The 13,535-nt window shown below is 39.5% G+C and carries 11 protein-coding genes, 1 pseudogene and 1 riboswitch; of the genes and pseudogenes, 4 read left to right on the top strand and 8 right to left on the bottom strand.

Features of this window, described 5'->3' with window-relative positions:
- Positions 1-30 precede the first annotated feature (30 nt).
- Both A6J77_RS06380 and pdhA read right to left on the bottom strand, forming a co-directional pair.
- Positions 31-1,008, bottom strand: coding sequence for an alpha-ketoacid dehydrogenase subunit beta (locus A6J77_RS06380; protein WP_083069191.1), 978 nt, complete (start codon positions 1,006-1,008; stop codon positions 31-33).
- 2 nt (positions 1,009-1,010) lie between these two features.
- Positions 1,011-2,114, bottom strand: a complete 1,104-nt coding sequence (gene pdhA / locus A6J77_RS06375; protein WP_083069189.1) for a pyruvate dehydrogenase (acetyl-transferring) E1 component subunit alpha — start codon at positions 2,112-2,114, stop codon at positions 1,011-1,013.
- A 389-nt stretch (positions 2,115-2,503) separates the two neighbouring features.
- On the opposite strand from pdhA, the gene def reads away from it, so the two are divergent.
- Positions 2,504-3,076 carry a peptide deformylase gene (gene def / locus A6J77_RS06370; protein WP_083069186.1) on the top strand — a complete coding sequence of 191 codons (573 nt, stop codon included), beginning with the start codon at positions 2,504-2,506 and terminating at the stop codon, positions 3,074-3,076.
- A 68-nt stretch (positions 3,077-3,144) separates the two neighbouring features.
- Here the strand turns inward: def and coaBC are convergent, their stop codons facing one another.
- Together coaBC and thrC are read right to left on the bottom strand one after the other, a co-directional pair.
- Positions 3,145-4,356 (bottom strand): bifunctional phosphopantothenoylcysteine decarboxylase/phosphopantothenate--cysteine ligase CoaBC, encoded by a 1,212-nt coding sequence (coaBC, locus tag A6J77_RS06365; protein ID WP_083069183.1) that lies wholly within the window; start codon positions 4,354-4,356, stop codon positions 3,145-3,147.
- 24 nt (positions 4,357-4,380) lie between these two features.
- A complete protein-coding gene (gene thrC / locus A6J77_RS06360; protein WP_083069181.1) occupies positions 4,381-5,865 on the bottom strand; it encodes a threonine synthase in 1,485 nt (494 codons plus the stop codon).
- Positions 5,866-6,132: 267 nt separating this feature from the next.
- On the opposite strand from thrC, the gene A6J77_RS06355 reads away from it, so the two are divergent.
- Complete coding sequence (locus A6J77_RS06355; protein ID WP_083069179.1) at positions 6,133-6,768, top strand: 50S ribosomal protein L25; 636 nt, start codon at positions 6,133-6,135, stop codon at positions 6,766-6,768.
- 614 nt (positions 6,769-7,382) lie between these two features.
- On the opposite strand, the gene thiT is transcribed toward A6J77_RS06355, so the two are convergent.
- Positions 7,383-7,946, bottom strand: a complete 564-nt coding sequence (thiT, locus tag A6J77_RS06350; RefSeq protein WP_227645136.1) for an energy-coupled thiamine transporter ThiT — start codon at positions 7,944-7,946, stop codon at positions 7,383-7,385.
- 147 nt (positions 7,947-8,093) lie between these two features.
- A riboswitch (TPP riboswitch) is annotated at positions 8,094-8,190 on the bottom strand.
- Between the two features lie 207 nt (positions 8,191-8,397).
- On the opposite strand from thiT, the gene A6J77_RS06345 reads away from it, so the two are divergent.
- Positions 8,398-8,721, top strand: a complete 324-nt coding sequence (locus tag A6J77_RS06345) for an iron-sulfur cluster biosynthesis family protein (protein ID WP_083069175.1) — start codon at positions 8,398-8,400, stop codon at positions 8,719-8,721.
- A gap of 65 nt (positions 8,722-8,786) precedes the next feature.
- The gene (locus A6J77_RS06340) at positions 8,787-10,100 is read left to right on the top strand and encodes a hydroxymethylglutaryl-CoA reductase, degradative (protein WP_083069173.1); all 1,314 of its coding nucleotides are present in this window, start codon (positions 8,787-8,789) and stop codon (positions 10,098-10,100) included.
- 66 nt (positions 10,101-10,166) lie between these two features.
- Here A6J77_RS06340 and A6J77_RS06335 read toward each other — a convergent pair whose 3' ends face one another.
- From A6J77_RS06335 to rpiA, 3 genes and pseudogenes are all read right to left on the bottom strand, one after another.
- The gene (locus A6J77_RS06335) at positions 10,167-11,321 is read right to left on the bottom strand and encodes a hydroxymethylglutaryl-CoA synthase (protein WP_083070263.1); all 1,155 of its coding nucleotides are present in this window, start codon (positions 11,319-11,321) and stop codon (positions 10,167-10,169) included.
- A gap of 196 nt (positions 11,322-11,517) precedes the next feature.
- Positions 11,518-12,165, bottom strand: a pseudogene (locus A6J77_RS09555) (mannonate dehydratase).
- Between the two features lie 688 nt (positions 12,166-12,853).
- Positions 12,854-13,528, bottom strand: a complete 675-nt coding sequence (gene rpiA, locus A6J77_RS06325; protein ID WP_083069171.1) for a ribose-5-phosphate isomerase RpiA — start codon at positions 13,526-13,528, stop codon at positions 12,854-12,856.
- Positions 13,529-13,535: the final 7 nt, after the last annotated feature.

Raw genomic sequence — 13,535 nt, 5'->3', positions numbered from 1 at the left:
GCTTTGACATTAGTGTCACGCCCTTAATTGCTATTTACCTGTAATTTCGTTAGCAGCTGCAACAATGTCAGTTGCATTTGGTAACCAAGTATTTTCAGCCATACCAAATGGGAAAACTGTATCTGGCGCAGCTATAACTTTAATAGGTTCTTCTAGAGATAGAATGCTACGTTGAGAAATTTCTGAAGCTACTTTATCAGCAACACCTGCTTGACGTTGTGCTTCTTGTACGATTACTACGCGACCAGTTTTTTCAACTGATTTTGTAATTGTTTCCATATCCAATGGAGAAACTGTACGTAAGTCAACGATTTCAGCAGAAACGCCATTTTTAGCTAATTCTTCAGCCGCTTTGATTGCTTCACGAACCATGTAACCGTAAGCGATAATTGTTACATCAGAACCTTCTTGAACTAGGTTAGCTTTACCGATTTCTAATTCGTATTGTTCTTCAGGCACTTCTTCACGGAATGAACGGTAAAGTTTCATATGCTCTAAGAATAATACTGGGTCGTTATCACGAATAGCAGCTGTTAATAAACCTTTTGCATCGCGTGGGTTTGATGGAATAACAACTTTCAATCCAGGTGTCTGTGCCATTAAACCTTCTAATGAGTCCGCATGCATTTCTGGTGTATGCACACCACCACCAAATGGTGAACGGATAGTGATAGGTAAGTTACGAGTTTGGCCCATACGGAAACGTGTACGGTTCATTTGACCAGCAATTGAGTCAAATACTTCAAATACGAATCCAAAGAATTGGATTTCCATTACTGGGCGGAAGCCGTGTAATGCCATACCAATTGCCATACCACCGATAGCTGATTCAGATAATGGTGTATCGCTTAAACGTTCTTCGCCATATTTGTCAAATAAACCTTTAGTCGCACGGAAAACACCACCGTTTTTACCAACGTCTTCACCAAAAATATATACTTTTTCATCGCGAGCCATTTCTTGGTCTAGCGCTTCAGCGATCGCTTCGATCATTGTTAAGTTAGCCATAATTATTTAGCCTCCTTCACTGAATATGCTTCAATTTGTTCTTGAATATTTTGTCCAGGCACTTCGAACATGTTTTCTAAGAATTGAGTAACTGTTTGTTTAGGTGCCATGTCAGCTTCTTTAGCAGCTTCTTTGATTTCTTCACGAACTTGTTCTACATATTCATTTTCGATTTCTTCAGACCATAGACCTTTACCTTCTAAGAATGCACGCATACGGATTAACGGCTCACGTTTAGTCCAGCTGTCGATGTCTTCTTGCGTACGGTAGATCTTAGGATCATCACCTGAAGTAGAATGAGCGCCTAAACGGTTTGTAACTGTTTCAATTAAAACAGGACCGTTACCAGCTAATGCCCATTCACGTGCTTGTTTAGATACTGCGTAAACTGCTAAAGCATCGTTACCATCTACTTGAACTCCTGGGATACCTACAGATACAGCTTTTTGTGCTAAAGTTTCAGCAGCTGTTTGTTTGTAACGTGGTGTTGAAATCGCAAAACCGTTGTTTTGGATAAAGAATACGATTGGTGCTTTATAACGTGAAGCATAGTTCATACCTTCGTATACGTCACCTTGAGATGAACCACCGTCACCTGTATATGTAAATGTTACAGCTTTATCACCATTTAATTTTTGTGCGCGAGCAGAACCCATCGCTTGGATGTATTGTGCACCAATGATAATTTGTGGTGGCAATGCATTTAGATCAGCTGGGTAGTTATTACCTTCAACATGTCCACGAGACCATAAGAATGCTTGAGAGATTTTTAAACCGTGAGCGATTAATTGAGGGATATCACGATATCCTGGGAACAACCAGTCATCTTTTGTAAATGCATAAGAACTTGCCATTTGAGAAGCTTCTTGACCTAAAGTAGGTGCGTAGAAACCTAAACGACCTTGTTTTGCCAATGCCATTGAGCGTTCATGGAGTGTACGTGAGAAAACCATACGTTTCATTAACTCAACTAATTCTTCATCTGATAGATCAGGCATGATGTCAGGGTTAACAACATTTCCATCTTCATCTAAAATTTGAACCATTTGAAATTGAGCACTGATAGTATCTAGCTGCGCTTCATAATCCACTGGTAATTTAGCCATTTGTAACACATTCCTCTCTTTTATAAAAATTACACATACTACCGTTAATCTGTGTTATTTTATTTACCTTACTGATTTACTTTATCAAATCATGCGAGCCTTTTCAATCTTTTTGCAATTTTTGCAACAAATTCTATTATAATACAGAAACCGTAATCGGAAACCCCTTCCATTGTTAGTTTTATAGTAATCTTTATCTTTTACTACTACCAAGCCTTTTTCACCTAAATAGAAAATAGACAATTTCATAGGTGTTTTTAAACTGTACTAGTCGTTTTTAAACTTCTGTTCCATCTCGTGAATCAGTTTACATAGTATCGGATTTTTGCATTCAAAGTCTTTTTATGAGAAGATATATCAGTTATGATAGAAGAAAAGGAGTTGTTCAGATGATTACTATGGAAGACATTGTTCGCGAAGGACATCCTACCTTACGAAAGAAAGCTGAAAAAATTACTTTCCCAGTTTCTGATGAAATTCGTCAGTTAGCTGATGATATGATGGAATTTTTGCGCAATAGCCAAGATGAAGAATTAGCTGAGAAATATGGTTTACGTGGTGGTGTTGGGATTGCTGCGCCACAATTAGATGTATCTATTCAAATGACTGCCCTATTAGTGCCAGACTTGATGGATCCAGAAAATGCCGAGCCATTATTAAATGGTGTATTCTTAAACCCACGCGTTGTCAGCCATTCTGTTGAAGGTGTTTGTCTTCGTGAAGGTGAAGGTTGTTTATCTGTTGACCGCGACGTACCAGGTTATGTCCCTCGTCACGCCCGCATCACAGTTACTTATAACGATATTGACGGTAACGAATATAAGAAACGTTTCTCTGGCTACCCAGCTATCGTATTGCAACATGAAATTGACCATTTAAATGGGATCATGTTCTACGACCACATCAGTGAAGAAACACCATTCGCCCTTGACGAGCATACCCACTTGTTGGGCGACGAATAATTGAGAATTATTTACCTATATATGAAAAAAATGATGCTGGATTTCAATTCCGGCATCATTTTTTTGCGTTATTTGAGTTCGTCTTGTATACGGGCTAACAATTCAACTGCTACACCGATTTTACTTTGTCTTTCTAAAGGTCGTTCACTATCTTTAGTGATTAAAGTCACTTGGTTGTCATCTGTATTGAAGCCAATTATTTGGTCTGAAACGTCATTAGCGACAATCATGTCGACCCCTTTTTTCACTAATTTGTTGCGACCATATTCAATCACCTTTTGAGTTTCAGCTGCAAAACCCACTGTATAATGGCCTTCTTTAGGCAAACTAGCTAAAATATCAGGATTTTCGGCCAATTGAATGGTCAACCCATCCTGATTAGATAGCTGGTCTTTTTTCATTTTTTGATCAGCTGGATGGGCAGATCGGTAGTCAGATACAGCGGCAGACATGATTACAATATCCTTGTCTGTGACATGTTTGTGCATGGTGTCATACAATTCTTGAGCTGATTCGACGGTGACCACTTCTATGCCGGGTAGAACAGGCAGATTTTTAGCGTGGTCAGTGCGGACTAGAGTCACTTGTCCGCCAGCAAGCGCGGCGGCATTGGCGATAGCCAAACCCATTTTGCCAGAAGAACGGTTGGTCAAGAACCGGACGGGGTCTAATTTCTCGGTAGTCCCGCCGGCTGATACCAGTAGTTTATGCCCGGTTAAATCAAGAGTTTGACCCTGCTTATCGATGGCAATATAGGCTAATAGGGCTTGGAATACAGCTTCAGGCGCTGGCATCCGGCCCTTTCCTTCATAGCCCTCTGCTAAGAATCCGGTATCTGGTTCTACCACAAAATGGCCGTCTAAACGGAGTTGGCTGACGTTACGTTGAGTAGCCTGGTTAGTCCACATTTTCTCGTTCATAGCGGGTACAAATAAGAGTGGCGATTTCAAGGCCAACATCATGGACAAAGCTTCGTTATCCGCAATGCCATTGGCAAATTTCCCAATTGTATTGGCGGTTGCTGGCATAATAATAGCGTAGTCAGTCCAATCGGCTAAAGCGATATGGGCCACGGTATCCGGGCTGTGGACACCTTCAACTAATGGTGGATATTTGGTTAGGACTTCAAAGGTATATGGTGTGACAAATTGCTTGGCAGATGGTGTCAAGGCAACGCGCACATTAGCCCCTGCTTTAATGAGGGTACGGACAAAATCTGGGATTTTATACGCTGCGATGCCACCTGTGACAACGACTGTTAAATTTAATCCTTTAAGCATGGTCTCCTACACTTTCCAATTGACTTATTCTCTAGTTAAAATACCCACAACTGTTGCCTTCATATCCGCTACAGTCGACACACGGTTGTGGCGTACTTCAGCAGTTTGGATTTCTTTGATGGCATTTGGATAATCGCGGTTTCCTGCAGATTTAATGTTGGCTACCAATTCATCGTCAGTCGCATTTTCAACATCTTGTCCAATAGATGTCAAAACAGCTTGCGGGAACTTGTATGGGCTAGCTGTTGACACAACAACGCTCGGTCCACTTAGGACATCTTTGGCTTTCAATTTTTGTAGACTCGCTGATGCAACACCAGTATGCGGATCCATTAAATAGTCGTATTCTTGGTATACGCGGTCAATTTCAGCTTTAGTTTGGTCCTCGTCGGCAAATTCGCCAAGGAAGGATGCAAATTTCTCGCTCACGTCAGCTGGGAATTCGTACCGCCCTTTTTCATCTAAGTCATTCATCAAGCCCACCAATTGGGCCACGTCATCCCCTAAAGCGTGGAATAACATCCGTTCGAAGTTGCTTGAAACCAAAATATCCATAGACGGTGAAATAGTTAACTTGAACTCACGGTTTTTGTCGTAAACACCTGTGTTGAAGAAGTCGTATAAGACAGTATTATCGTTAGAAGCACAAACCAATTTACCAACTGGTAGACCTAATTTTTGTGCATAGTAACCAGCTAAGATGTCCCCGAAGTTTCCTGTTGGGACCACAAAGTTGACCGGACTGCCCGCTTCAATTTCTTCATGTTTCACTAATTGGGCATATGCGTAGAAGTAGTACACCACTTGCGGAATTAAGCGCCCGATATTCATTGAGTTAGCTGATGAGAATTGGATGTTTTCTGCCGCTAAATCAGCGCGTAAAGCTTCATCGTTAAATAAGCGTTTCACTTCTGTTTGCGCATCATCAAAGTTCCCTTCAATCGCCACCACAAAGGTATTGTCCCCTTTTTGGGTTACCATTTGTTTTTCTTGAATAGTAGAAACGCCACCTTGCGGATAGAAAACAATGATCTTTGTACCTGGTACATCTGCAAATCCAGCCATTGCTGCCTTACCAGTGTCGCCTGAAGTAGCTGTCAAAATAGCAATCTCTTTGTCGTTGGCATTCATTTCTGCTGATTTTTTCATTAAATGCGGTAAGATTTGTAGCGCTAGGTCTTTAAAGGCAATCGTTGGACCGTGGAATAATTCTAAATAGTAGTCATCCCCAACTTTTGCTAATGGCGCAATTACATCCGTATCGAATTTTTCATCGTAAGCACCATCAATACAAGCTTTTAAATCTGCTTCTGAAAAGTCATCAAAAAAGATAGACATAACAAAATAAGCCAATTCTTGGTAGGTCATCTCTTTTAATTCAGACCAATCAAGGTCAACGCTAGGCCATTCTGTTGGGACGTAAAGCCCGCCATCAGTTGCTAATCCTTGAATAATGGCTTGTGAAGCTGTCACGATATTATCCTGGTTACGTGTACTTTTAAATTGCATCATATTCCTCCTAAGCGACTCGTTTTACCCTTTTTATCCATACCAGTCACTCTTTATATTTGCTTCATTTTACCACAGAAGGTCCCTTTATGGCAGTGTGGGCTACTTTTTCTCATAATTCTCTTATTAGACAATCCAAATGAATTATTGCATGTTTATAGCTTAAAATAGATTTTATTACTCATATATGTTAACATTAAGTGTGTTTCTAAATTTTTAAATTGTAGGAAACGTAAATACAAACGTATATACTCAGGAGGTATTCGAATGAAATTTACAGCTCAAAAACGTGATGGCGCTGGTACTTCAGCAGCTAAACAATTACGTAAAGAAGACTTAGTTCCCGGCGTTGTGTACGCAAGTGATATGGAGCCAACTAACATCTCATTGTCAGTATCTGATGTAGAACAAATTCGTCGTGAATTAGGTCTTAACTCAGTATTTGATTTAGAGTTAGATGGTAAGACACATACAGTTTACGTACGTGAAATTTCACAATCAGCGTTAAAACCAACTATCTACAACATTTCTTTACAAGCAATCAAAAAAGGTCAAAAACTTGAAATGCCATTATCTATCGTTATTGTTAACGAAGATGCTTTAGCAGATCAAGAAGGTGTAGCTTCTACGACAACACTTGAAATTAACGTTGTTGCTGACCCAGCAACTGCGCCAGATTCAGTTGAAGTAGACGTTACAGGCTTAGCTATTGGTGACTCAGTAACTGCTGGTGACTTAAAACTTGCTAGCGATATTGAATTAGTAACAGATGCTGAAGAGGTTGTTGTAGCTATTTCTGCGCCAGTTGAAGAGCCAGAAGAAGTTGACCCAGATGCAGAGGTTGCTGAACCAGAATTAATCGATGAAAAAGAAGGCCAAATTGTAGAAGATACTGAAAACTAATACTTTTTCAATTCCTTTCATTACATAAGAACCGGAGTGATTTATTTCACTCTGGTTTTTTGTTTTCTTTAAAAATTAGAAATTATTCGGCTTTCACTTTACCTGTCATGCCCTTAAATCCTGCGAGGCCAAGCCCTTAGCCTTTGTCTAAGGGCTTGGCTGACTATCCTACTTCACTGCGTCGGCATGCCAGGTAAGTTTCAGCCTATATTGGGAATGCTATTCAAAAAACAGTACTTGAAATTTTTTTCAACTGTAGATCATTTTGAAAAATCTAGTTTATTTTGGATAATTACGGGGTTACATGAAACGTTGCCTTATTCTGCACTCCCTAAGGATATTCTTTCAAGTCATTCTACCGTCAATATGTTAATTCGATTGAATAATTCTATCCATTCGCTCCCAAAAACAGGGTCAAACCACACGTACGCTACTCCGCTATTCAACACAAGATTGATAACGCTACGTAACGCATTATTTAAGAACAATAATTACCAAAGTTGTGCATTTGCACTGCACATTTTCAAAGAATTTACGTCATTAACCAAATAACTACATGCATCAAAAAACAGGGCGTGATTTCTACGTCACGGCCCTGTTTTGCTTGCGGATATTTATTTTTCAACTAGGATAATTTTCTTATTGGTTTTGATTAGTAGGTAAGAAATAGCATAGCACGCGCCCCATGTCGCAAGTCCTGACATGGCGTTCATTACACCTGAGTATACCCATGGGCTCATACCTTCTGGTGCGTATTGGCCCCAAAAGGCTACACCGGCTAGGAAGTGGACAAAGTATTCTGCAAATATGGCGATGAAAGTTGCTAGTCCTACGTATAGGAATAAGTTTTTTTCATGATTATTCTTTGCTGCTTCTTGGATTTGTAGGGCAAAAATACCCGCTAATCCAGCTAAGGCAAAGGCAAATATATATTCTATGATACCTTGTACTGGTGTTAAAATACTGGCAAATCCAGAAATAAATTTAATCAGTCCTAACAAGAATCCTGACAATAAACCAGCACGAATCCCTCTTCTAAACGCTACAATATAAATAATAGCTAGTGAAATTTGGACCCCAAAGCTTGGGCCAATTTCAATCGGTATCATTGATACTATAAAAGCAATTACTGCTGCAATAGCAGCCTCGATATTTTCATTTAACTTAACTGATCTCATTTCTTCTTCTCCATTCCTTTGTATGCACATTGAAAGCTATTTTGAAATATCATCAAAGTAAATAAAAAAATCGCATCTATCACAATTGTGACAAACACGACCTCTCAATGTATTCAACGATTTAACGCATTAAATCATTCACCAACAGATGGCTATTGAACACTTCCTTCCGCCAGTATAAACCGGATCAAGTTATGAGGGTCTGTTTTTAATCATCTCAGCAAAAGCTCCCCTAGTGCATACAAGTATATTATTTCTTTTAGTATATGCTAATCTTGCACCTTTAGCAAGTGGTAACCCAAACATTTTATAATCGTTCAGACTTATTGTATAATAGAAATGAGCGCTGGTTCATCACAACCACACTATTGTATTTATATCATCAATATGATATATTTTTAAGAACATATTTTTGCATTCTTTTATTTTGAGGCCTATGGGGGGATGAAATTTGAAGCTATTTTTTTCGAATAAAGCGATCAATAAATTACAATCATTATCACAATTTGAACATATTTGCTTAAATGATACACAATATTTACATATTTCTAATGAACAGGAAGTTGACCTGGTTTTGCGGACCAATGAGACGGATTTTTCCGCCTACGACGAGGTACTAGAAACCCATATTGGCCAAGTTCACGTAAGAAAGAGTGCTTTAAAATTTTTAGGCCATGATAACCGCATTGATTTCGATGACTTTAGACAAGTTTTCGTTTTAATCGTTGATGGTCATGTAATGAACGATAATATCTACCTACAAAAAGCGTCATAATATATTATTTTTAACCAAGCGGGCTAGGCATACTGGTCCGTTTCTTTATTGAAAAAGGAGTTATCATGTCTGAAAATCCATTCAAATCCTACTATAAAAAGTCTCGTCAAGACCGTATCGATGTCTTAGTGGACCAAGAGCAAATCACTAGTGACCAAGCTGAATTTTTGAAAGACGGCAAGGGTTTACCCACTGAAATTGCTGATAATATGATTGAGAATGCCCTCTCAACCTACGGGCTACCCTATGGTTTGGCCCTAAACTTTCTTATTAACGATCAAGAAATCCAAATTCCTATGGTGACTGAGGAACCTTCTGTGATTGCAGCTGCTTCAAATGGCGGTAAAATTATCCAGCAGGCAGGCGGTTTTAAAAGCCTGGTCAACCAGCGTTTGATGAGTGGGCAAATTGCTTTTACCGGACTTGAAGATGACGCACAGGCCTTACGCTTTGAAGCGTATGTGACTGAATTTGCAGATGATTTACTGGCTGTTGCCAACGCTGCCTACCCTTCCATTGTGGAGCGCGGTGGTGGCGCGCGGTCCATCCGTAGTCACTACTACCCAGCAACCGCTAGTAGTGCCCCTTTTTTCATTGTATATCTAACGATAGACACTCAGGAGGCGATGGGGGCCAATATGATGAATACCATGTTAGAGGCTTTGAAAGCGCATATTCTTGGACAGGTGGATTTTATTGCGAATCTTGATGGTTTGATGGCTATTCTATCCAATTATGCGGTTGAAGCGACTGCGACGGCGACTTGTGAACTTCCGGCACGTTTACTGGATAAAGGCCCTATTTCTGGGGTTGAAGTGGCTAGCAAAATCGCTTTAGCTAGCCAGTTAGCGCAGGTGGATGTTTACCGGGCGACAACCCACAACAAGGGAATCATGAATGGGGTCGACGCTTTCGTATTAGCCACTGGAAATGACTGGCGGGCAGTTGAAGCGGGTGTCCATGCCTACGCAGCTCGAGACGGCCAATACCGAGGATTAGCCAAATGGACTTACGACAGTGACCGAGAAATTTTATCTGGTGAACTCACCCTACCACTAGCCTTAGGCGCTGTTGGCGGGTCAATCGGGATCCACCCAACTGCGCAAGTAACTAAGTCAATTTTAGGCCAATCAGACGCTAAACACTTGATGAAAATTGCTGTTTCACTAGGACTAGCGCAAAACTTCGCCGCAGTTCGGGCCCTTGTCACTGAAGGGATCCAAGCTGGCCACATGCAATTACAAGCTAAATCATTGGCCATTCATGCAGGTGCTGACGGCGACCAAGAAATTAACGCTGTAGTGACGGCCTTAGAAAACGCTGGCCATAGGAACCTGGCTGCAGCCAAAGAAATTTTAGAAAAATTACGACAAGAATAATCGAAATAAGCAAAAAAAAATCGTTACCCACTTGAAGTTGATACTTCTTCTAGGTAACGATTTTCTTTATTTATACAATCGTTTGTGGCCTTCTACCCCAGCTAATTGGAATTGCTCTTCATCTTCAGATAAGACTAATTGACTACCATCTGTTGGTAATTCTTCTTGGAAAATCAATTCGTAGTCGGCAACCGATAGTTGGACGCGGTTATCTAACATGGCTTGATGACTTTCGTCAGCTAACATGTCCTTGAAGCCTTCCACTAAAGTAATAGAGAAGAACTCACCTACTGCGCCTGACCCGTATGAATAAAGGCCAATAGTATCGCCTGCTTGTAGGTCTTGGCTTTGATCCAATAGGGAAATTAAACTTAGATACAATGACCCAGTATAGATGTTTCCAACCCGTTTATTGTAGACGCGGCTGGCTTCAAATTGCTCTGTTAAGGCTGCTTGTTTAGCTTCGTCCACTTCTGGCAATAATTGACGCAAGCCCTTTAAGCCCATTTTTGAATATGGTAAATGGAAGGCTAAAGCCTTAAAGTCATCTAAATTTTTATTGGTCCGTTTTTTATATTCAGTCCACACTGTCTCTAAGTATGATAGGTATTGTTCATTAGAGAATTTACCATCCACTTGGGCATATGTAGAATAATTTGGACGCCAAAAGTCGTAGATGTCCCCTGTGTAAGAAACGGCATCGTCGTTAATGACTGCAACGCGTGGGTCTTTACTAATTAACATAGCTACTGCACCTGCACCTTGTGTCGATTCTCCTGAAGTATTCAAGCCGTATCTAGCAATGTCAGTTGCAATCACCAACACTTTTGACTCTGGATGACGAGCGATATGGGATACAGCAGTTTGAAGACCAACAGTTGCTGCATAACATGCCTCTTTCATTTCAATAGCACGGGCAAATGGGTTAATCCCCAAAAGCTGGTGCACATGGACTGCCATTGCTTTTGATTGGTCGACACCTGATTCTGATCCCACAATAATGAAATCAATCGCTTCTTTATCCTCATTTGATAAAATTGGCCAAGCCGCGTTGGCTGCCATTGAAACTGGATCTTGGGTTAAAGGCGCCACTGCTTGCTGGGTTTGACCTAAACCAATCGTATACTTCGCTGGCTCAACATCTCTTGCTTCAGCCAGTTCTTCCATATCCACATAGACATGCGGTGTGAAGAAATGTAGTTTGTCTATACCAATGTTCATATTTAATACTCTCCCAACATCATTTTTATACGCATAACGTACTTTCTCAACTATCATTTTATCATATTTCACCCTCCCTATCCGCATTTGTCGCATTCTTAGGAAATTCTGAACATATTTTTCCAGAAAAAAAGAGGAAACTGTCCGATCAATTAGGTTAATATTTTAGTTACAAGTCATCATTTATCAAAAAGTCTTATGTTGATAGGTTGTTAGCTTCATCAAAATACGGTACTGCGTTGTTGAAAGAAACGTCAGTGATTAATTTTTCTAATAATATTTCATCATCAGGAATATCACCACGTTCAACCAAGTCACCGATATAATCGCAGAATAAACGACGGAAGTATTCGTGACGAGTGTATGAGATGAATGAACGGGAGTCAGTTAACATACCAACAAAGTTCATTAATAAGCTACCTTCTGCTGGATCCATACGTTCAACATTTTCTTTAATGATTGCTAACGATTTAGAACCATCTGGTAAGTCATGGTTTAGGTTGGAACGAGTCCAGTCAAATATTGACATAAAGTTATAACATACAACAGGTATTGTTGCTTTACCTAAGTTAGTTAAAGTTGTTTTGTAATTTTCGATTAATTGGTCCCGGTTAGGTTTACCTTGTTTGATATCCTCGTGAACTGGTACTGATTCGATAAGTGAAATATGTAGACCTGTATCTTCAACATCTTTCTTAAGTTGTTCGATACGCGCCATTGGCCAAACTTCACCTACAGGAATATCGTAAATCGCTGTAAGGATACCTTGTATACCTGTTATTTCACGGATTTGTTGTAATGTAACAGGATCGTCCTATCCATACCATATAAAACTCATTTCCATAATATAATACGTCTTTTTATGTGATATAAACTCGCACTATATTTTATGAGCAAACACTGACGCTCATTCAACTACATTCTACAAAGTGAAGAAAACATGTTTAATAGTAAGATAACAATAAATGCAATTTTTTGTAAAAATGTTAGAGAATACATATTTATAGGTTATCACTTTAAACTTTAATCTTTTTCATGGTATAATAAGACATACCAAAAAAGTTATTTATCTGTAAGGGGGTTAAGCATATGCCAACTAGTAAGGCACAGAAAAAAAGAAACCGTAAAATACTATGGTATCTATTGTTAATCATTTTTACGATTGTACAAGGTTTTCTGATTTCAGATGATGATCAGGCATAGTTAATTGAATATACGATAATTAGAACGTCAAAAAATGGTTTTCCTTATTTTTTGACGTTTTTTTATGAATATCTATCATTATCAAAATATGCAATGATATTGAGCATTTAAGAAAAAATATGATCAAGTAATAATATTTTGAAGATAAGTAGTGCAACAGAATCCTACCATTTAAAAATATTTTACTGCTTTATAAAACTACCTTTCTCATCTTAAATCCCCCCATTTCTATCCACTCGATTTCGGTCTAAATTCATATATCCCTTTAATAAAAACTGCATAAAAAAAATAGAGCTAGGAAAATTCCTAACTCGACATTAACTCATTTACTACCCATTAAATTCTACGACTTGCCCCTCATTGGCCATTAAGACTTTGTCCGCTATTCCCAAGAATAAGCCATGTTCAACAACACCAACCATTTGAATCAAATCGTCAGCCAACTTGACTGCGCCTACTATTTTTTCTAAATGAAGGTCAATAATAAAGTTACCTGAATCAGTTACAAATTTAGTGCCATCGAGTGATAAACGGAATGTTGGAGCATAGTTTTTATCCTCAAATGCATAAAATAAGTGTTGACTAGCTGCTGGAATCACCTCTACAGGTAAGGGAAAGGCCCCCAGTTGGTCTACTTGCTTGCTGTGGTCGCAAATCCAAATGACGCGTTTGCTGTTAACGGCGATGATTTTTTCAATTAAATGGGCACCCCCGCCGCCTTTTATACCGTTTAAGGCCGGATCAAATTCGTCTGTGCCATCAATTGTTAGATCAATGGCTGGCACATCATTTAATGAGGCTATTGGAATGTTTAGACTGGTTGCTAATTCGGCTGACTGAATGGAGGTTGGTACACCGGTAAAGGTTAAGCCTTCCTCTTTTATCCGTCTGCCTAGTTCTGTAATCAGGTAATAGGCTGTTGAGCCTGTGCCTAATCCAACGACCATACCATCTTCAACGTATTGGGCTGCTGCAACCCCAACTAATTCTTTTTCGTTCACCATATGACTC

It is taken from the genome of Aerococcus viridans (assembly GCF_002083135.2).
GTDB lineage: Bacteria > Bacillota > Bacilli > Lactobacillales > Aerococcaceae > Aerococcus > Aerococcus viridans_C.
This window is presented reverse-complemented; position numbering and strand designations above follow the sequence as displayed.